Source organism: Burkholderia sp. BCC0097, from assembly GCF_902832985.1.
Taxonomy (GTDB): Bacteria; Pseudomonadota; Gammaproteobacteria; order Burkholderiales; family Burkholderiaceae; genus Burkholderia; species Burkholderia orbicola.
Genome location: NZ_CADFDM010000009.1, coordinates 97,540 through 116,986 on the forward strand (window position 1 = coordinate 97,540; position 19,447 = coordinate 116,986).

Here is a 19,447-nt window from a genome sequence, read left to right on the forward strand (position 1 = left end):
TGGCGGCACGACGCTCGCGGTAGCCGCGAGCGTCGCGTCAGCCGGCCTGCGTGGCCCGCACCGCGCGCGCGGCGTTCACGGCGCGGATTTCCACCGCGGGCGGCAGGCTGTCGTCAGCCGCCGCGGGCTTCCCGTCGATTCGCAATGGAATCAGCGCGATGCGAGCCGGCGTGCCGGGCGCGAGATGGAACCAGTCGTCGCTCGGCATGAAACCTGGTGCGTCGATTTGCACGTGGCGGGCGACGTGCCGGGTGTCGATGTCGACGTGCCAGGTCTCGCCGGTGCGCGACACGCATGCCTCGATCCCGGGTTCGCGGCGCGCCAGCACGGCCGGATGCGTGCGGGACGGAAAATGGAACGCCTGCGACAGCAACGTGCCGTCGTCGGCGCGCAAGGTCGCGACGACCGTATCGTGTTCGCACGGCCCGAAACGGTACGCGTAGGTCCAGTCGAAGAAGCGGCCGAGCAACTCGGCCGAGCCGAGCCGCACCGTGTCGTACGCGGCGATCCGCACCGGGCAGCCGGCCCGCGCGACCGGCGTGCGGCCGTCACGCAGCGCGACCAGCTCGATCGCCGCCGACAGCGGCGCCGGGCGCTCGTTGACGACATGCACGTCGAGCCCGTTCAGCCCTTCGTCGACGAGCAGCACCTGGATCGGCTGCAGCACCTGGCGCAGCGCATACCAGGCCGATTTCGGCCGGTGCGCGGCGTCGATCACCCCCCATCCGGCGCCCGGCATCACGTCCTGGAACTGCCACACGAGCGCGCCGGCGCAGCGCGAGCCGGCGCGGCGCCATTCGGAAAACGTCTCGCGCATCACGTCCGCGATCACCGCCCGCGACAGCTCGATATAGCGTGCCGGATCCTCCCGCCGCAGCCGGTCGGGCGCGACGTCGTAGAGCGTCTGCAGATAGTGGTCACGGATATCGTCGAAATCCCACGACGTGCCGGGGTCGCGCGGCACGGCCGCCTTCCAGCGCGGCTCGTGCACGCCGGGCCAGCCGAGTTCCGCGAGCGTCGCATCACACGGCACGTTCGCGAACGCGAGGCATTCGCTCGCGAAGCGCACGTCCGCGCGGCGCGCGTCGTCGAGCGGACGCAGGTATGCGCCGACGCCGTAGTAGTGCGACACGCGTTCGCGCGGCGTGAACGGCAGCACGCCGCCGTCGGGCGAATCGGGCACGTAGGGGACATCGGGGCGGTGCGCGGCCGCGTGGCCGGCCAGCCGGTCGGCCGTCAATTCGAGGAAGCGCTGCTTCGGCCCGAGCCCCGACATCGCGGCTTGCTGCGCGATCTCGCTGCCGCCGCACAGCACCGCGAGCGACGGCGAGGCGCCGTGACGCGAGAGGAACTGGCTCGCTTCGCGATCGACGTTGGCCGCGAACGCGGGATCATCGAGCGCGTAATCGAAGTTCGCGAAACCGAAGTCCTGCCACACCAGCAGCCCGAGCCGGTCGCACGCCGCGTGGAATGCGTCGGCCTCGTAGGTCATCGTGCCGCCGACGCGGATCATGTTGAAACCGGCGTCACGGGCGAGCCCGAGCAGGCGGCCGTAGGTCGCGTCGTCCGCGTGCAGCGCGAGCGGCGCGGCGCTGCTCCAGCATGCGCCGCGCGCGAACACGGGCACGCCGTTGATACGCAGTCCGAACCCCTTGCCGTCGGCGCCGGGATCGATCTCGATCGTGCGAAAACCCGTCGAGCCGAGCGGCCGGCGCGTAGCGCCGATATGCAGCGCGATCTCGTAGAGCGCCGGTTCGCCGTGCGTATGCGGCCACCAGCGGCGCACGTTGGGGATCGCGACGCTCGTGCGCAGCCGGTCGGCGCCGGCCCGCTCGAGCGTCGCGTGATGTTCGCCGCACGACAGCCGCGCCGCGAACGTGTCGGGCAGCGGCGCGGCGAACGTCAGTTCCGCATCGAGCCAGCCCGTGTCGCCTTCGACGCGTGCCTGCAGTTTGTAATCGGTGAGAACGTGCCCGTCGGCCGGATCGAGGACGTCGACGGGCCGCCACGGGCCGGTTGGCACGTACGGCGGAAACCAGCCCGGCATGTGCCCGAACAGCGACGTGCGGATCGTGCGCAGCCCGGCCGGCTCGGCCAGCCGCGTGCGCCAGCGCGCACGGCGCGGTGCGCGTGCGTCGCGCAGATGCGGCGCGAGTGCGCGGAAACAGATCGTCAGCCGGTGCGTGCCGTCGAGCGACACGGGCACGTCGTGCGCGACGAACATGCTGTCCGAGAGGAGGATCGGCGTGTCGTCGAGCCAGGCCTGCGCGAGCGTCGCGAGGCCGTGAAAGCGCAGGATGCGCGGCCCGCGCCCGCGCAGCTCGAGGCGGTACCAGTGGTCGCGCTCGTCGAGCGACGCGGCTTCGTCGAGCCGGCCGGCCAGCGCGAGCGCCTGCGCGACCGTGCCGGGCACCGGCGCCGCGATCCAGCCGCCGTGGTCGGCAGGGAGGTCGCGCGGGTCCCGCACGGCGCCCTCGGCCGTCGCCAGCATCGACCACGCGGGCAGGGGGCGCGCGCGCGTCACCGCATGGCCGACACGGGCTCCGTGTCGTAGCGCACGGGCGTCACGTGCCGCAGCGGCGCACCGATCTGCCGCGCGCACGCGACGAGGTCGCCGTATGCGGTCTCGATCGCTTCGAGCGTCGAATCGCCGCGCTCTTCCTTGCCGCGTGCGCACGCGCGCGCGAGCCGGAATTCGAGCACCATCGCTTCCGACGCGATGCGATCGCACGCGGCGCGGATCTCGGCGAACGGCCCGGTGCAGCCGCTCGCCTGCAGCCAGCGCGCATAGTGGCCGAACAGTTCGAAATTCGCGCCGAGCTGACGCACCGAATTGAACGAATACGCATGGAAGCGCTCGAGCGGCGCCTCCGCGAGGATGGGCGCGTCGGCCTGCAGCTGCCGACGGAACGCCGCGATCGGATCGACGACCGGCAGGCGCCGCAGGTGGCGCTGCAACGCGGCGAGCGACGCCTCGCAGAGCGCGCGCTCGTCGAGCGGCGCAAAGCGTCGCTTCGCGCATTCGACGTACGGCGGCAGCGTCATCGGCGAACTGCTGCCGACGAGCCCGTTGTAGTCGAAATCCTCGGCGACGTAGTAGCCGGTGTTGTGGAAGTAGCCGATCTGGTGGTTCGCGCGATCGATCGCATCGATGCCGATCGTCGTCTTCGTGTGCTGGGTGCGGTAGCTGCTGCCGCGCGTATCGGGCAGGAACCACGCATCGACCTCGACGATCATCAGGTGGCCGCGTGCGACCTGCGTCTCGATGTGCTGGTCGAGCGGTTCGTAGATCGAATGTTCCTGCACGACGATCCCGTAGAGCCGTTCCAGCTCGTCGTGCGGAAACTTGAAGAACGTGAACTGGTCGCCCTCGAAATCGAGCGCGATCGTAAACGGCAGTGCCGCGTACGGATTGAGGCCCCACCACCGGAGCACCTCGAGCCACATGTCGACGTAGCAGTTGGTCTGTTTCCAGACCATCTCCTGACTGTGCAGCGGGTGCGGCCGGTAGTGGCGCGCGCGGTGGCGCACGCTCTCGAACGACGCGTCTTCGCCGTCGCGGGAAACGAACCTCATCGCGTGCCCCACAGCACGTCGCGGACTGCTTGCGGCCATGCGTCGATGTCGAAGCCGTGGTGACGGAACAGCGCGAGCGTGAGCCGCTCGAGACCGAAGCCGACGCAGCCCGTGTGCGCGACGTCGCCCGTCGCGGTGCGGATGTCCCACAGCAGCCCGAAATGGTCCATGTGGTAGTTGAAGCTCAGGCACGCGGTCTGGCGATCGTCGTGCTCGATCGGGATCAGCAACTCGAACTTCAGGTTCTGCTCGCGCTGGCTGTTCGCGACGATCTTGCCGCCGCGCCCGAAGAACGGGTCGTTCGCGAGATCGATCGCATTCGGCAGGCCCAGCGACTCGATCATCCGCGTGCCGCGTTCGATCCACGTCTCGCGGAACGAGACGATCTGCTCGGGCGTGCCGATCCGCACGTACTCGCGCATCCGGAACAACTGCATGCGGGTCGGGTCGAGCGACGGTTCGTGACGGAAGCAGTACGAGAACACGTCGACGATGCGGCCGTCGGCCGGCAGCGCGCCCGCGCGGGCGACGACGGGATAGACGGGGTAGCACGCGGCCGGCGTCATCACGACGTAGGTCGGCTTCTGGTTCTCGGTCCAGTCGTCGCCGCGATCGAGGCATTGCAGCACGCGCTGATGCTGGCGTTCGTCGCCGCAGAACGCATGCACGCTGCCCGCCAGTTGCGGGAAGCTCTTCATGTATTCGCTGCGCTCGAACTCCAGGCGGCTCATCGCCGGCGGAAAGCGCAGCACTTCGGCCTGCTGGTCGGCGCCGATGCGCGTGACGAACGCGTCGAGCGCCTCGACCACGCGCTCGAATCGTTCGCTGCGGCCGAACAGGCCCTGGATACCGGTCGAAACCAGCAGGCCCGCATCGATCAGCGCGTCGCGCAGCGGATTGACGCCCGCGCGGTCGAGCGGTGCGTCGGCGGGAACGGAGGCGGCGGAGGGCACGGCGAGGCGATCGTTCACGTATGTTTCTCCAGCGTCGCGGGACGCAGCGCGAGCAACAGGCTCGCAGTGTTGGCGGCAATGCGGTCGTTGCTGATCATCAGCGGCGCCGCGTGCAGGTCGCGAATGTGGCGGCCGATGCTGAACGGCGTGCCTTGCTTGTAGCCGGCCATTCCGCAGATCATCATCGCCTGCTGCGCGACTTCGAGCGCGGTCGCCGACACGTAGGTCTTCAGCGTATTGATCTCGGCGGCCCACGCCATGCCGGCCGACCACGAGCGGGCCGACGCGTTCGCGTGGAGGCGCAGCACGTTGTCGACGCGGGCCTGCATCGCCTGCATCAGCGCAAGCGATTCGGCGATGCGCCGCGCGGCGGGCGATGGCGCGCCGTCGGTCTGGCGCGCCTGTGCGCGGAAGAACTGGTGCGCGCGATGAAACGCGTCGCCGGCCACGCCGATCCATACCGCGGCCCACAGGATGTGCGAGACCGGCACCATCGTTTCCTCGGCGATCTTCGCGAACGGCACCGGCAGGCATTGCACGGCGGCGCCTTGCGCGTCCAGCACGAAGCCGTTGCTGCACGTGCCGCGCATGCCGAGCGTGTCCCATTCGCCGCGGCGCGTGAGCGTATAGCCGTCGCGCAGCAGCGTGACGAGCACCTGCTCGGAAGCCGGCGCATCCGCATCGCGTCGCGCGGTGGCGAGAATACCGTCGGCGTAGTCGCCATACGAGATCGTCGGCGCGGATTTGTGCAGCCGGAATCCACCGCCGTCGATTTCGAGTGCGCACTGGCTCGCGCGCAGGTTGCCGCCGACGCCGTCTTCCGACGTGGCCGATGCGAGCAGCCATTGGTGGCGCACGAGCTGTTGCAGGAACAGCCGGTGCCAGCCCTGGTCGGCGGCGTGGTCGACGATGCAGGCGACCTGGATCTGGTGCATCGCAAACACCATCGCCGACGACGCGCAGGCCTGGCCGAGGATCGAGCAGGCCGACGCGATGTCTTCCAGCGACGCGCCAGCGCCGCCGAGATGGGTCGGCACCATCGCGCCGAGCAGGCGGCGCGCGCGCATCGCCTCGATCGCCTCGACGGGGCAGCGCGCGTCGCGATCGACCGCATCGGCATGCTGGGCGGCGATCTGCGCGACGGCATGCGCGGCCTCGTCGAGCCGATGCGAATCGCTGTCGGACGCGAGTTCGGGAAGCAGCGCGCTCATGCGGAATGCTCGGTGCGTTGCAGCGTGGCGATCGTGTCCGCGAGCGCGTCGATGCTGCGGAACAGGTTGCGGTTCAGCATCTCGTCGGGAATCTCGATGTTGAACTGCTTTTCGATCGCGAGCATCAGCTGGATCGTATCGAGCGAGGAAAGGCCCGCTTCGTAGAGGTCGTCCCCGTCACCGATCGAATCGATCGCGGCTTCGAGGTGGGCGACGTGCTTCAGGATGGTTCTGATTTCGTTTTTCACGTGCTGCTCCGGCGTGCGTGGTGTCGTCCGCTCGGGCAGACGCGCGATCAGCGCTGACATCCCCCCGGCAGTCCGGCATCAGTAGACCATTGGCAGACACGGCGTTCTGTTCGCCACCCTACAAACGGCTGACCCGGCACGCGGGCGGCGTCGAAACGCCGTCCCGGCCGGTGCGCCGATCACGCGCGCGACGCGGCCGGCACGCCCGAGTCGGCCGACAGGATGCGCTTCATCTCGTCGCGCACGATCGCGCGGCAGCCGCACGACATTTTTTCGAGGCCGTCGAGGTCCGCGAGCTCGATCGAGCTGCGGTATTGCCGGATCAGGCCGAGCTTCTGGATCTCGCCGGCGGCGTCCGTGACCGTTTCGCGCCGTACGCCGAGCATTTGCGCGAGCATGCTGTGCGTCACCTGGATCTCGATGCTGCGCGTGCGGTCGAACGCGAGCAGGAACCATCTGCATAACTGATGTTTGAGCACGTGATGACGGCTGCAGAACGTGATCTGCGACACCTGCGCCATCAGCAGCCGCACGCAGACGAACACGAGGTGGCGGATCACCGGCGACGCATCGAACGCGGCGGCGAACACACGCCGGTCGAGCCGGTAGACGAAGCCGTCGCGGCACGCGAGCGCACGACACGGCATCCGGCCGCTGCCGCCGATCACATCGTCGCAGACCACGCTTTCGCTGCCGATCTCCGCGACTTCCAGCGTCATGCCGCCGGACGACACGTACTGCAGCGAAATCGCGGTCGTGACCGGCAGGTAGACCGCGGCGAGCATTTCGCCGGGTTCGCAGAGCACTTGCCCGGATTTCAGGTGAACGAGTTGAAGGTGGGGCGTCAGTGTGGCGAGCTCGTCGCGGTCGATGGCCGCGAGAAACCGGTTGGCGTCGAAGCTGTGGGAAAGCTCGATCATGCCGTTCGCATGCGCGACGGCGTCGGCGGCCAGATGAGTCACGGCGCATCCTCGCAGGTTGGCGGTCGCGCGTCGTCTCGTCGAACCCCGGAATGGGATTTCGCACGATCGTGCGGACTTTTGTGGATCAAAAAACGGAATGACGATACTCGCGAAAAAGGCTAGCACGCAATTGAATTCTTTCAATTCCGCATTCTGTAATTTTACAAAGTTTGACGGTTGAGATTGAGCGCAAACGTTATGCCGATTTAAGAATTCATTTCGCCAGAATTAATCATCCTGAAATGGAATCGTGTGCTCGCTTGCCATTCGATGTCGATAGGGAATCAATCGAACGACGTGCGGATCGTACAGCGAAAGTGTCGGGAAGGCATTGAACATTATTTGACAAATAAATGGGGTTCGCCTGATTTTCCATTTGAATCAATGGCTTGTGGGTGATGTGTGCGGTAGCGAACAGAGTGCCGAACGGGTGTGCCGATTCAAATTTGAGACAGTTTGAAACGAGTGTGTGCGGTGCGGCGGACCGGGCAAATGCTGCGCCGCACATCACGGAAACAATTGAAAATCGGTCGTAAGTATTTGAACGATAAGCGTCGTGGTCGCCGTTTGGTCACCCGGATCCGATACGCCGGAATTGATCAGTCGAATGCGCGCTGTGTCCAGTGGATGGAGGAGTGTCCGGAAATGAGACGTTTTTCAGCTTTTGGGGTCGGTTATTCGAGGGCGTTAAATCGGATGTGATTCATATATTAAGGACAGGCGGCTATTGGCACGTAAATCGCTTATTCGGGCTGGCGTGTAGAGAACGGGACAGTCGACTCAATCGGGCAATGACAAACCGATGGCCAGTCGGATTCAGGGTTGTGGGCCGCAACCGCTGTCAATGTCCTGGCGCGCATCGCGATAACGAGTTCCGTGCATGCGGTTGCAGGCGGCGCGGACGATAAAAGGGATACAGACATGCTTCATCTTCACTCGAGCTATTCGGCGAATGCCATTCTTGCTGCCCTCCCGGAGGACAGCATCCGCACCATCGCACCGCATCTCGAACTGGTCAGGATCAAGGCCGGGATGCTCGACCGGGTTGGCGAGCCGATGCGTCATCTGCATTTTCCGACGACGGCGATGATGTCGGTCCAGCACCTGATGGAGGACGGTGCGATGGTCGAGGTGGCGGTGGTCGGCCGCGAGGGCGTGGTCGGGCTGGGGACGCTGGTCGGCGGCATCGCGGCGTCGAACCGGGTCGAGGTGCGGATCGGCGGGATGGCCTATCGCGTGCCGAGTTGCGTGATGCGCGCTGAATTCGAGCGGTCGCCGCAGACCTATCGGCTGCTGCTCAACACCTGCCAGGCGACGATGGCACAGATCTCGCGCAGCGCGCTGTGCAACCGGCACCACTCGGTCAGCGAGCAGCTCAGCCGCTGGCTGCTGCTCGCGCACGACCGGATCGACGGCGACGAGCTGGCGGTCACGCAGCAGACGATCGCGAACATGCTCGGCGTGCGGCGCGAGGGCGTGACGGAAGCGGCCGGGAACCTGCAGGAAGCCGGGCTGATCCGGCAGCGCCGCGGCCGCATCACCGTGCTCGACCGCGACGGCCTCGAACATCACGCATGCGAATGCTATGACCTGATTCGCGCGGACTATCGCCGGTTGCTCGGTACGCGCGGGAATGCGATGCCGGCGACGGTTCGCCCGCGCATGCCGGAGGGGCACCGCGGATTTCCCGCACACGGTGCGTGACGATGCAGTCGATGTCCGGTGGAACGAATGCGATGCGGCGTGCCGCGATCGCGGCGGCCGACGTTGTGCTCGTGCTGGCCGGCGCGCTCGTTGCGCAGGCGGCGTCGGGTCTCGGCTGGCATGCGCTGTCCGACGCGCAGCGCGGTGCGATCGCGCTGCTGTGCGTGCTGACGGTGGCGCTGCTGCCGCGTTACCCGCGCACCGTGCGCGGCGGCGTGGCGGTGCAGGGTGGCGCGCACGTGTTGACGCACACGCTGGTGGCGGTCGTTTGCGCGAGCGTGCTGACGGTGGCCGGCACGATGTGGATCATGAATCGCGGCGGCACGGTGACGGCTCACTGGATCGTGCGCACGGTGCTGGCCGGCGACGCGGCGCTGCTGCTCGGGCGCGCTGCGCTGCTGGGGCTCGCGCTGACGCGCGGCGACCCGCGGGCGCGGCAGCGCCGCGTCGCCGTCGTCGGGGCAACGGCGTACGGGCGCGTGGCGATCGAGCGGATGCAACTGGCGCCGAATGGCCCGTTCGTCGCCGCATGCGTATTCGACGACGATGCACAGGCTGGCGCGGGCGGCATCGGCGGCGTGCCGGTGATCGGCGACTGGAACGCGTTGCGCGAACTGATTCGCGGCGGCGACATCGACGAGGTCTGGCTCACGCTGCCGATGTCGCACGAGTGGCGAATCCAGCGCATCGTGCGCGAGCTGCGCGACGAGTTCGTCGAGTTGCGGCTGTTGCCCGACGTGCGGCAGATGGCGGTCGTCGATCGCTCCGCGACCGACGTGCTCGGCATGCCGGCGATCAATCTCGCGACCACGCCGCGCTCCGCGCCGGAGCTGTGGGCCAAGTTCGCGTTCGACCGGCTGTTCGCGTTCGGCGTGCTGATTCCGTTGCTGCCGCTGCTGACGATGCTGGCGATCGCGGTCAAGCTGTCGTCGCCGGGGCCCGTGCTGTTCAGGCAGCGCCGCAAGGGGGTCGACGGCCGCGAGTTCGATATCCTCAAGTTCCGGACCATGCGTGTGCATCGCGCCCAGCCGGGCGTCGTGCGGCAGGCGTCGCGCAACGATTCGCGCATCACGCGCGTCGGCGCGTTCCTGCGCCGCACGTCGCTCGACGAGCTGCCGCAGTTCTTCAACGTGCTGTTCGGGCAGATGTCGGTGGTCGGCCCGCGTCCGCACGCGATCGAACACGACGACTTCTACCGGCAACTGATCGACTGCTACATGTACCGCTACCGCGTGCGGCCCGGCATCACCGGATGGGCCCAGGTGAACGGCTATCGCGGTGAAACGCGCAAGGTCGAGGCGATGGAGGCACGCGTGAAGTTCGATCTGTTCTACATGCAGAACTGGAGCTTCTGGTTCGACATCAAGATCATCCTGCTGACGGTGGTGCGCGGCTTCATTGGGCGCAATGCATTTTGAGGATGACGAATGATCGAAGCGGCGCCGCGCGAGCGATCTTCCCGATGGCGTGAGGCCGGTTCGGGCGCGCGGATGCAGCGCCGTGGCCGCGCCGGAATTGCTGCGCTGCGGTTGTGCCGGCGGGCTTCGGGGCGCGCGCGGCGGGGCGGAATTCCTCGTCCGTCCCCAGTTTCCCACCTTCGCCGCTGCATGGCCGGCACGCTGATTCCGGTCAACACACGCGTGTTCAATGGGTTTATCCTGCGTCGCATGCGTCCGGCGTTTTGCGCGTCCGGCCGCTCATCCGGATGCGACGGCACGGGGCATGCCCGCGTGCCGCACACCCGCGCGATACCGCGCGCCGCTCCTTTTCGCGCGGAACCCGGAACAGGAGAGACGGCCATGTCGCTCGACCCACAACAACGGCAGACGCTGAAGCAGCGGCTGAACGAGAGCGAGCAGACGCTGCGTGCGGAGATCCGCACCAGCGAAGACCAGCGCGCGTCCGAATCCTATGCGGAGCTTGCCGGCGCGGCGCCGGACGAGGGCGACGAGGCGAACGCCGACCTGTTCGTCGACGTCGATCATGCGTTGATCGGCATGAAGCTGACCGAACTGCGCGCGATCGGCCGCGCCCAGCAGCGGATGCGCGACGGCAGTTACGGCGAATGCATCGACTGCGACGGCTCGGTCGGCTACGAACGCCTGCTGGCGCGCCCGACCGCCGAACGCTGCACGCATTGCCAATCGCTCTACGAGCGGCGCTACGCCACGACGCCGCGCGCGTCGCTCTGACGTCGCGGTTCCCACCGCGCCGCACGTACGGCGCGACCGGCGCAGGATGACCAACGGACGCCCGGCGGCGTCGACATGCGGCGCCGGGCGGGCAGACGCCGTCGAGCAGGCGCGCGGCGCCATCCACGTGGAAGGGAGCCACGCCAATCATGCCGATCCACAATGCCGAGTGCGCGGCCGTGTTCGCCGAGATCGCCGACATGCTCGAGATCCAGGGCGCCAATCCATTTCGCGTACGTGCGTACCGCAACGCCGCGCGGACGATCGCCGACTACGGTCGCGACATCCCGACGATGATCGCGAACGGCGACGATCTCGGGAAGATTCCGTCGATCGGGGCCGATCTTGCGTCGAAGCTGCGCGAGATCAACGCGACCGGCACCTGCGAACTGCAGCAAACCTTGCGTCATGCGTTGCCGGGCGCGATCGTCGAGCTGCTCGACGTGCCCGGCCTCGGCGCGAAACGCGTGAAGGCGCTGCATGACGCGCTGCACGTCGATTCGCTCGAACAGCTGCGCGCCGAAGCGAAGAACGGGCACGTGCGCGAGCTGCCGGGCTTCGGCGCCAAAACCGAAGCGCATCTGCTCGAAGCGATCGACGATCGCCTGCAGCGCGAGCCGCAGCGCTTCCTGCTGCCCGAGGCCGCGCACGCGCTGATGCCGTTGCTCGAACGCCTGCGTGCGGTGGCCGGTGTCGGCAAGGCCGTGCCGGCCGGCAGTTTCCGCCGCCGCCGCGAGACGGTCGGCGATCTCGACATCCTCGTCACCGCACGTGATCCGGTCGCGGTCACCGAAGCGTTCGTCGGTTACGGCGAGGTGGCGCGTGTGCTCGCGCACGGCAAGACCCGGTCGAGCGTGATGCTGGCCAACGGATTGCAGGTCGACCTGCGCGTCGTCGATGCCGATGCGTTCGGCGCGGCGCTCGTCTACTTCACGGGGTCGAAGGCGCACAACATCGCGCTGCGCCGGATCGCGCAGGCCGGCGGCCTGAAGATCAACGAATACGGCGTGTTTCGCGGCGACGAGCGGATTGCCGGCGCGACGGAGGCATCGGTCTACGCGGCCATCGGGCTGCGCGAGGTGCCGCCCGAGTTGCGCGAGGATCGCGGCGAAATCGATGCGTCGCGCGCCGGCACGCTGCCGGCGCTCATCGAGCGCAAGCATCTGCATGGCGACCTGCACGCGCATACCGATGCGTCGGCCGGTCGCGACGGCCTGCGCGCGATGGCCGCCGCCGCGCGTGCACGCGGGCTCGCCTACCTGGCCGTCACCGACCGCGTGCCGCCTGACGGCGGCGATCGCGACGGTTTCGACTGGCTCGCGCGGCAGCTCGACGAGATCGACCGCATCAACGCGACGTTCGACGATTTCGTGTTGCTCAAGGGCGTGGAAGCCGGTATTCGCGAGGATGGCAGCCTGGACGTGCCCGATGCGATGCTCGGCCGGCTCGATCTCGTCGTCGGCGCGGTACGCGATGGTTTCGACCTGCCGCGCGGCGCGCAGACCGATCGCATGCTGCGTGCGATGGAGCATCCGTATTTCACGATTCTCGCGCACCCGACCTGTCGCGTGCTCGGCGAGCGCGACGCGTGCGAACTGGACGTGCCGCGCGTGCTCGCGCAGGCCGCCGCGCGCGGCTGCTTCGTCGAACTCGATGCGCAGCCGCGGCGCTTCGACCTGCCGGACGTCTGGTGCCGCGAGGCCGCGAAGGCCGGCGTGCCGGTCGCGATCGGTTCGGATGCGTACGGCGCGGACGAACTCGACCATCTTGCGTTCGGCGTCGATCAGGCGCGGCGCGGCTGGCTGACGCGGCAGGACGTGCTGAACACGCGCACGCTTGCGCAACTGCGGCCGCTGCTGGCACGCACGATGGACGGTGCGGGCGGCGGCGTGAAGCGGACCCCGTCGAGGGGCGCGTGAACGCCACGCGGCCGGCCGCGCTGCGTTCGCCTCATGCCGGCAGGATCATGCGAGTACGCCGGTCGCCGGGACGTAGGGCAGGCCGAGCGCCAGCGCGACCGCTTCGTACGTGATGTGACCGTCGCACACGTTCAGGCCCGCGCGCAGATGCGGATCGTCGAGCATCGCCTGCTTCCAGCCCTTGTCGGCGAGCGCGAGCGCATGGCCGAGCGTTGCATTGTTCAGCGCAAAGGTCGACGTGCGCGCGACCGCGCCGGGCATGTTCGCGACGCAGTAGTGGACCACCCCGTCGACCACGAAGGTCGGCGCCGCGTGCGTGGTCGCATGCGAGGTCTCGAAGCAGCCGCCCTGGTCGATCGCGACGTCGACGACGACCGCTCCCTTGCGCATCGTCGCGATCATGTCGCGCGTGACGAGCCGCGGCGCCGACGCGCCCGGCACGAGCACGGCGCCGATCACGACGTCGGCATCGCGTACGGCTTCGTCGACCGTATGCGCATTCGAGCAGACGGTTGCGATCCGGTTGGCGAACACGAGATCGAGCTGGCGCAACCGGTTCACGTTGTTGTCGAGCACGGTGACGCGCGCGCCGAGGCCCACCGCCATCTGCAGCGCACCGGTGCCCACGACGCCCGCACCGAGCACGACGACGTGCGCGGCCGGCACGCCCGGCACGCCGGCCATCAGCAGGCCGCGGCCGCCGCGCGGGCTTTCGAGGTGGGTCGCCGCGACCTGGATCGACATGCGGCCGGCGACTTCGCTCATCGGCGCGAGCAACGGCAGGCCGCCGCCGGGGCCCGTCACGGTTTCGTACGCGATGCAGACCGCGCCGGATTTCACGAGCGCGGCGGCCTGGTCGGGATCGGGCGCGAGATGCAGGTACGTGTAGAGGATCTGGCCGCGCCGCAGCATCGCGCATTCGGTGGGCTGCGGCTCCTTGACCTTGATGATCATGTCGGCGCGCGCGAAGATTTCTTCGGCGCCATCGCTGAGCGACGCGCCCGCGGCCGTGTAGTCGTCGTCGAGCAGGCCGATCGCCGTGCCCGCGCCGCGCTGCACCAGCACGCGATGGCCGTGCCGCGTGAGCTCGCGCGCGCCGGCCGGCGTGAGGCCGACGCGGTATTCGTGGTTCTTGATCTCCTTCGGCACACCGATCAGCATGAGTCGCCTCCATGGCCTTCGTTATCGTCGTCGTGCGGGTAGCCCGTTGCGCAGCGCCTTGCCGACCGCAGTACTGGAATAACAGGGTAGTAGTGCGCGGAGGGAAGTCAAGCGACCGGGCTGGGCGCTGGCGCATGCGCACTGCAACGCAGCATGCGTCGCCGTCGGTTGCGACCGGACGTCGCAATGCGCGCGTAACCGGGTTTCGGTATCGTCATGCGTGTCGCGGGCCGGGGCCGCGAGCCGAACATCTTTCGGCAAAACGACGAGACAACGAGACGAGGACCTTGATCGACATGACCGGTGCGTATTTCAGCGTGCCGACGCTTTGCGCCATCGCGCTCGTGCACGTCTACTGGGCGTTCGGCGGGCGATTGGGCAAGCGCGCGGCCATTCCCGAGCAGGATGGCGTACCGCTGTTGCGGCCGACCGCGGTCGGCACGCTGGCCGTCGCGCTCGCGCTGCTGGGCGGGGCAGGCGTGGTCGCCGCGCGTGCCGGCTGGCTGGGGCGCAACGCGTATCCCTGCACGATCGCGTTCGCGGTCGTTGCGCTCGCATTGATCTTCGCGGTGCGCGCCGTCGGCGATTTCCGCTACGTCGGCTTCTTCAAACGGATTCGCGGGTCGCGTTTCGCGCGGATGGACACGCTGTATTACTCGCCGCTGTGTGCGGCACTGGCGCTGTCGATCGCGTCGATGTTCTGGCCGTGGTGAGAGAGGAACGGTGCGCGATTCAGTCCGCGTGCGTGTCGATCAGCTCGAGATATTCGGCCGGCATGGCATCGGTCGGCTCCGCACCGTTTTCGGCGGCGAAGAACGCGTGGCCCTGCCGGTGCATCCGCTTCGCCTTCACTGCGAGGATCGCGGGCACGCCGTAACGCGCCGCGGCCAGCGCCGTCCGGATCTCCGCCGACAGATGCACGCCCGGTTCCGCCGCCGCCGCCCGATCCTCGCTGTCCGCCATCACCTCATCCTTGCACATTCGGGCATCCGGTTTTCCCATTGTTGCTGATTTCGATGCACTGAATTGCATTGAACCCCCTAGAAATGGAACCGGTTCCATATATAATTCGCCGCACTCGTCGCCGCGCCCTGAAAGAGGGTCGTGCACGTTGCGCTTGCCGTCGGCGGACGCGACGTCTAAGTTGAACAAGGGTCATGGGCGATGACGGGTAGATGCCGGCCAATGCCGGTATTTGTCCGACGATAGGGCCCGCAAAGAGGTCGATCCGCGCAACGCCGCCGGCACCGGCGGCGAGCGCGGCTGCAATGACGGCGTCACCGCGAATCGCGGCCGGGCGCCTGCATCGAGGTTGTGCGCAACACACGAAAGAACAGGGCGACCGGCCGCCTGAGGCACGGCTGCCGTGCCGGGCACGCGGCATGCGGAATGCGCGCGTCCGAACCCCGATCCCCAACGATCAACATCCGACCATGTCCACGCCACCTGACAAACCCAATTCGCGTCGCCGTTTCCTGCGCACATCGGTCGCGCTCGTGCCGATCGCGTCGGTCGCCGGCTGCGACCTGCACTCGTCGTCGCCGTCCGCGACGACCGCCGGCAACGCGTCCACTGCATCGGCCAGCGCCGAACGCGCGCCGTACAAGCCGACCTTTTTCGATGCGAAGGAATGGGCGTTCGTCCAGGCCGCCGTCGACCGGCTGATTCCGGCTGACGCCGAAGGCCCCGGCGCGCTCGAGGCGGGCGTGCCCGAATTCATCGATCGCCAGATGGAGACGCCGTATGCGCACGGCGCGACGTGGTACATGCAGGGGCCGTTCCAGCAGGGCGTGCCCGAGCTCGGCTACCAGTTGAAGCTGGTGCCGCGCGACATCTACCGGCTCGGCATCGCGGCCGTCAACCGCTATTGCGAGAAGACGCACGGCAAGGCGTTCGCGGATCTCGACGCGCCGACGCGCGACACGGTGCTCGGCGCGCTGGAAAAGGGCGGTGCGCAGATCGACGACGTCCCGCCCGGCGTATTCCTCGGCCAGTTGCTGCAGAACACGCGCGAAGGCTACTTCTGCGATCCGGTGCATGGCGGCAATCGCGACATGGCCGCGTGGAAGATGATCGGTTTCCCGGGCGCACGCGCGGATTTCATGGATTTCGTCAACCAGAGCGGCAAGCCCTATCCGTACGGCCCCGTCTCGATCAACGGGGAGCGCAGCTGATGGCCGCAGACAAGAAGCCGCACGTCGATGCGGTGATCGTGGGCTTCGGCTGGACCGGCGCGATTCTCGCGAAGGAACTGACCGAAGCGGGATTGAACGTCGTCGCGCTCGAGCGCGGCGAATATCGCGACACCTATCCGGACGGCGCGTACCCGAACACGATCGACGAGCTGACCTACAACATCCGCAAGAAGCTGTTTCTCGACCTGTCGAAGACGACCGTGTCGATCCGTCACGGCCTGCAGGACACCGCGCTGCCGTACCGGCAGCTCGCCGCGTTCCTGCCGGGCGAAGGCGTCGGCGGCGCGGGGCTGCACTGGTCGGGCGTGCACTTCCGGATCACGCCGGAAGAGCTGCGCCTGCGCAGCCACTATGAAGAGCGCTACGGCAAGAAGTTCATCCCCGAAGGGATGACGATCCAGGATACGGGCGTGACCTACGACGAGCTCGAGCCGCATTTCGATTTCGCCGAGAAGGTGTTCGGCACGTCGGGGCAGGCGTACAAGGTCGGCGGCAAGGTGGTCGGCGACGGCAACGTGTTCGAGGCGAACCGCAGCGACAACTTCCCGCTGCCCGCGCAGCTCAACACCTATTCGGCGCAGCGCTTCTTCGATGCGGCGCATTCGCTCGGCCTGCACCCGTACCGGCTGCCGTCGGCGAACACGTCGGGGCCGTATACGAACCCGTACGGCGTGCAGATGGGCCCGTGCAACTTCTGCGGCTACTGCAGCGGCTACGCGTGCTACATGTATTCGAAGGCGTCGCCGAACCTGAACATCCTGCCCGCGCTGAAGCAGGCGCCGAACTTCGAACTGCGCTCGAAGTGCCACGTGCTGCGCGTCGACCTCGACGACACGAAGAAGCGCGCGACCGGCGTGACCTACGTCGATCCGGCCGGGCGTGAAGTGCACCAGCCGGCCGATCTCGTGATCGTCGCCGCGTTCCAGTATCACAACGTGCACCTGCTGCTGCTGTCGGGCATCGGCAAGCCGTACGACCCGATCTCGGGCGAAGGCGTGGTCGGCCGCAATTTCGCGTACCAGAACCTGTCGACGATCAAGGCGTTCTTCGACAAGGACACCTACACGAACCCGTTCATCGGCGCGGGCGGCAACGGCGTCGCGGTGGACGATTTCAACGCGGACAACTTCGACCACGGCCCGCTTGGCTTCGTCGGCGGCTCGCCCCTGTGGGTGAACCAGGCCGGCGTGAAGCCGATCAGCGGCATCGCCACGCCGCCCGGCACGCCGCAGTGGGGCTCGGCGTGGAAGAAGGCCGTCAAGGACAACTACGCGCACACGATCTCGATGGATGCGCACGGCACCAACATGTCGTACCGAGACGTGTATCTCGACCTCGATCCGACCTATCGCGATTCGTACGGCCAGCCGCTGTTGCGGATGACGTTCGACTGGAAGGACAACGACATCAAGATGGCGCAGTACGTGACCGGGCAGATGAAGAAGATCGCGGAAGCGATGGGGCCGAAGGCGATCGGCGTGTCGACCCGCGAATTCGGCAAGCACTTCGACTCGCGCCAGTACCAGACGACCCACCTCGTCGGCGGCGCGATCATGGGCACCGACCCGAAGACGAGCGTGCTGAACCGCTACCTGCAGTGCTGGGACGTGCACAACGTGTTCGTGATGGGCGCGTCCGCGCTGCCGCAGGGCATCGGCTACAACCCGACCGGGATCATCGCGGCGCTAGCCTACTGGTCGGCACGCGCGATCCGCGAGCAATACCTGAAAAATCCCGCCCCGCTGGTGACCGTATGAAGAGGACGATGAACCACCACAACGCCGCGCGTCCGGTGTCCCCGTTGCGGCGCGCGCTGGCGATCGGCACGGCATGGGCGGCATTCGGGCTGGCGGGCGGCGCCGCGTTCGCGCAGCCGGCGTCCACGCCGGGTGCGGCTTCGGGCGCGGCGGCTGCGCCTGCCGCCCAGTCCGCCGACGCGGCGCTCGTCAAGCGCGGCGAATACCTCGCCCGCGCAGGCGACTGCATCGCCTGCCACACCGCGAGCGGCGGCAAGCCGTTCGCGGGCGGCCTGAAGTTCGACACGCCGATCGGCGGCATCTACTCGACGAACATCACGCCGGACCCGAAGACGGGCCTCGGCGGCTGGACTTACGAGGACTTCACCCGCGCGGTGCGCGAAGGCGTGCGCAAGAACGGCGACACGATGTATCCGGCGATGCCGTTCCCGTCGTACGCGCGCCTGACCGACGACGACATGAAGGCGCTGTACGCGTACTTCATGCACGGCGTCGCGCCGGTCGAGCACGAGAACCGCAAGGTGGACATCGTGTGGCCGCTGTCGATGCGCTGGCCGCTCGGCATCTGGCGCAAGATGTTCGCGCCGTCGCCGAAGCCGTTCGACGCGGCGTCGTACACCGACCCGGTGGTCGCGCGCGGCGCATATCTGGTGCAGGGGCTCGGCCACTGCGGCGCGTGCCATACGCCGCGCGCGCCGACGATGCAGGAGCGGGGGCTGACCGACGCGGACGGCCTCGACTTCCTGGCCGGCGGCGCGGCGATCGACGGCTGGGTGCCGACGAGCCTGCGCGGCGAGCCGCGCACGGGCCTCGGCACGTGGAGCGAAACCGAGATCGTGCAGTTCCTCAAGACCGGCCGCACGCTGCGCACGGCCGCGTTCGGCGGGATGACGGACGTGGTCGGCCACAGCATGCAGCACATGACCGACGACGACCTGAACGCGATCGCGCGCTACCTGAAGACGTTGCCGCCGCGCGTGCAGGGCGAGCAGCCGCACGTGTACGACGCGGCCGCGGCGAAGGCGCTGCAGGCCGGCGACGCGAGCAAGCCGGGCGCGGCCGTCTATCGCGACAACTGCATGGCCTGCCACCGCAGCGACGGCCACGGCTACACGCGCGTGTTCCCGGCACTCGCCGGCAACCCGGTCGTGCAGGGCGACGATCCGACCTCGCTGATCCACGTCGTGCTCGAAGGCAGCGCGCTGCAGGGGACGCGCACCGCGCCGTCGACCTTCACGATGCCGCCGTTCGGCTGGCGCCTGTCGGACCAGGAAGTCGCGGACGTGTCGAACTTCGTGCGCACGAGCTGGGGCAACACGGGCGCGCCGGTGACGGCCGCGCAGGTCGCGAAGGTGCGCAAGAGCGTGCCGTCGACGCGGCCCGAGCCGCCGCCGGGCGCGCGATTCCCGCAAGCGTCGCGCTGACCGCAGCGGCGGGGCGTCCGCCCCGCCTGCCGCCCGGCCCACGTCGACGTGCGGCCGGGCGCGCAACGCCTTTCCCTTCGCCGGGGTCGCGCCCCGCAACCCGCGCCGCCGCGTGAAATTTTCGCGGCTGCGCGCCATTTTTCCG

At 68.1% G+C, this 19,447-nt stretch carries 16 protein-coding genes; 8 read left to right on the forward strand and 8 right to left on the reverse strand.

The annotated features are described in order from the left end of the window. Positions 1-37: 37 nt before the first annotated feature. From HWX07_RS28035 to HWX07_RS28060, 6 genes are all read right to left on the reverse strand, one after another. A complete protein-coding gene (locus tag HWX07_RS28035; RefSeq protein ID WP_244130046.1) occupies positions 38-2,491 on the reverse strand; it encodes a glycoside hydrolase family 2 protein in 2,454 nt (817 codons plus the stop codon). Between the two features lie 29 nt (positions 2,492-2,520). Then, entirely contained in the window at positions 2,521-3,576 is a 1,056-nt protein-coding gene (locus HWX07_RS28040; RefSeq protein WP_175878494.1) for a DUF1839 family protein, read from the reverse strand. After that, on the reverse strand, positions 3,573-4,547 hold the full coding sequence (locus HWX07_RS28045) for an amino acid--[acyl-carrier-protein] ligase (RefSeq protein WP_175878495.1): 975 nt from the start codon (positions 4,545-4,547) through the stop codon (positions 3,573-3,575). The genes HWX07_RS28040 and HWX07_RS28045 overlap by 4 nt, the downstream gene beginning before the upstream one ends. Further along, positions 4,544-5,740: an acyl-CoA dehydrogenase family protein gene (locus tag HWX07_RS28050; protein WP_006479191.1), complete on the reverse strand. Its 1,197-nt coding sequence runs from the start codon at positions 5,738-5,740 to the stop codon at positions 4,544-4,546. The genes HWX07_RS28045 and HWX07_RS28050 overlap by 4 nt, the downstream gene beginning before the upstream one ends. Beyond that, the gene (locus HWX07_RS28055; protein ID WP_006490451.1) at positions 5,737-5,988 is read right to left on the reverse strand and encodes an acyl carrier protein; all 252 of its coding nucleotides are present in this window, start codon (positions 5,986-5,988) and stop codon (positions 5,737-5,739) included. Before HWX07_RS28055 ends, HWX07_RS28050 begins: the two co-directional genes overlap by 4 nt. 179 nt (positions 5,989-6,167) lie before the next feature. Beyond that, positions 6,168-6,950, reverse strand: coding sequence for a Crp/Fnr family transcriptional regulator (locus HWX07_RS28060; protein WP_175878496.1), 783 nt, complete (start codon positions 6,948-6,950; stop codon positions 6,168-6,170). 921 nt (positions 6,951-7,871) lie between these two features. Between HWX07_RS28060 and HWX07_RS28065 the strand changes: the two genes are divergently transcribed. The 4 genes from HWX07_RS28065 to polX all read left to right on the forward strand — a co-directional run bounded on the left by HWX07_RS28065 (position 7,872) and on the right by polX (position 12,765). Continuing rightward, positions 7,872-8,654, forward strand: coding sequence for a Crp/Fnr family transcriptional regulator (locus HWX07_RS28065; protein WP_027805863.1), 783 nt, complete (start codon positions 7,872-7,874; stop codon positions 8,652-8,654). 11 nt (positions 8,655-8,665) lie between these two features. Continuing rightward, positions 8,666-10,072 (forward strand): undecaprenyl-phosphate glucose phosphotransferase, encoded by a 1,407-nt coding sequence (locus HWX07_RS28070; protein ID WP_175878497.1) that lies wholly within the window; start codon positions 8,666-8,668, stop codon positions 10,070-10,072. Between the two features lie 381 nt (positions 10,073-10,453). Then, positions 10,454-10,846, forward strand: coding sequence for a TraR/DksA family transcriptional regulator (locus tag HWX07_RS37270; protein ID WP_011547854.1), 393 nt, complete (start codon positions 10,454-10,456; stop codon positions 10,844-10,846). A 149-nt stretch (positions 10,847-10,995) separates the two neighbouring features. Next, positions 10,996-12,765 (forward strand): DNA polymerase/3'-5' exonuclease PolX, encoded by a 1,770-nt coding sequence (gene polX, locus HWX07_RS28080; RefSeq protein WP_175878498.1) that lies wholly within the window; start codon positions 10,996-10,998, stop codon positions 12,763-12,765. 45 nt (positions 12,766-12,810) lie between these two features. On the opposite strand, the gene ald is transcribed toward polX, so the two are convergent. Then, positions 12,811-13,926, reverse strand: coding sequence for an alanine dehydrogenase (ald, locus tag HWX07_RS28085; RefSeq protein WP_053525573.1), 1,116 nt, complete (start codon positions 13,924-13,926; stop codon positions 12,811-12,813). Between the two features lie 296 nt (positions 13,927-14,222). Here ald and HWX07_RS28090 point away from each other — a divergent pair, with 296 nt between their 5' ends. Further along, the gene (locus tag HWX07_RS28090; RefSeq protein WP_069231893.1) at positions 14,223-14,639 is read left to right on the forward strand and encodes a DUF3995 domain-containing protein; all 417 of its coding nucleotides are present in this window, start codon (positions 14,223-14,225) and stop codon (positions 14,637-14,639) included. 19 nt (positions 14,640-14,658) lie between these two features. Here the strand turns inward: HWX07_RS28090 and HWX07_RS37050 are convergent, their stop codons facing one another. Next, positions 14,659-15,078, reverse strand: coding sequence for a 2'-phosphotransferase (locus HWX07_RS37050; protein ID WP_244130048.1), 420 nt, complete (start codon positions 15,076-15,078; stop codon positions 14,659-14,661). Positions 15,079-15,359: 281 nt separating this feature from the next. Here HWX07_RS37050 and HWX07_RS28100 point away from each other — a divergent pair, with 281 nt between their 5' ends. From HWX07_RS28100 to HWX07_RS28110, 3 genes are read left to right on the forward strand one after another with little or no spacing between them, the layout of a single operon-like run. Continuing rightward, the gene (locus HWX07_RS28100; RefSeq protein WP_023476869.1) at positions 15,360-16,100 is read left to right on the forward strand and encodes a gluconate 2-dehydrogenase subunit 3 family protein; all 741 of its coding nucleotides are present in this window, start codon (positions 15,360-15,362) and stop codon (positions 16,098-16,100) included. Continuing rightward, entirely contained in the window at positions 16,100-17,878 is a 1,779-nt protein-coding gene (locus tag HWX07_RS28105; protein WP_011547848.1) for a GMC family oxidoreductase, read from the forward strand. Before HWX07_RS28100 ends, HWX07_RS28105 begins: the two co-directional genes overlap by 1 nt. Further along, positions 17,875-19,302, forward strand: coding sequence for a cytochrome c (locus HWX07_RS28110; protein ID WP_175878499.1), 1,428 nt, complete (start codon positions 17,875-17,877; stop codon positions 19,300-19,302). Before HWX07_RS28105 ends, HWX07_RS28110 begins: the two co-directional genes overlap by 4 nt. Positions 19,303-19,447 lie beyond the last annotated feature (145 nt).

Coding starts and splice junctions, on each gene's coding strand:
- HWX07_RS28070 (WP_175878497.1), top strand. CDS start 8,666: ATGTCCGGTGGAACGAATGCGATGCGGCGTGCCGCGATCGCGGCGGCC.
- HWX07_RS28110 (WP_175878499.1), top strand. CDS start 17,875: ATGAAGAGGACGATGAACCACCACAACGCCGCGCGTCCGGTGTCCCCG.
- HWX07_RS28065 (WP_027805863.1), top strand. CDS start 7,872: ATGCTTCATCTTCACTCGAGCTATTCGGCGAATGCCATTCTTGCTGCC.
- HWX07_RS28105 (WP_011547848.1), top strand. CDS start 16,100: ATGGCCGCAGACAAGAAGCCGCACGTCGATGCGGTGATCGTGGGCTTC.
- HWX07_RS28035 (WP_244130046.1), bottom strand. CDS start 2,491: ATGCTGGCGACGGCCGAGGGCGCCGTGCGGGACCCGCGCGACCTCCCT.
- HWX07_RS28090 (WP_069231893.1), top strand. CDS start 14,223: ATGACCGGTGCGTATTTCAGCGTGCCGACGCTTTGCGCCATCGCGCTC.
- ald (WP_053525573.1), bottom strand. CDS start 13,926: ATGCTGATCGGTGTGCCGAAGGAGATCAAGAACCACGAATACCGCGTC.
- HWX07_RS28100 (WP_023476869.1), top strand. CDS start 15,360: ATGTCCACGCCACCTGACAAACCCAATTCGCGTCGCCGTTTCCTGCGC.
- HWX07_RS28050 (WP_006479191.1), bottom strand. CDS start 5,740: ATGAGCGCGCTGCTTCCCGAACTCGCGTCCGACAGCGATTCGCATCGG.
- polX (WP_175878498.1), top strand. CDS start 10,996: ATGCCGATCCACAATGCCGAGTGCGCGGCCGTGTTCGCCGAGATCGCC.
- HWX07_RS37270 (WP_011547854.1), top strand. CDS start 10,454: ATGTCGCTCGACCCACAACAACGGCAGACGCTGAAGCAGCGGCTGAAC.
- HWX07_RS28040 (WP_175878494.1), bottom strand. CDS start 3,576: ATGAGGTTCGTTTCCCGCGACGGCGAAGACGCGTCGTTCGAGAGCGTG.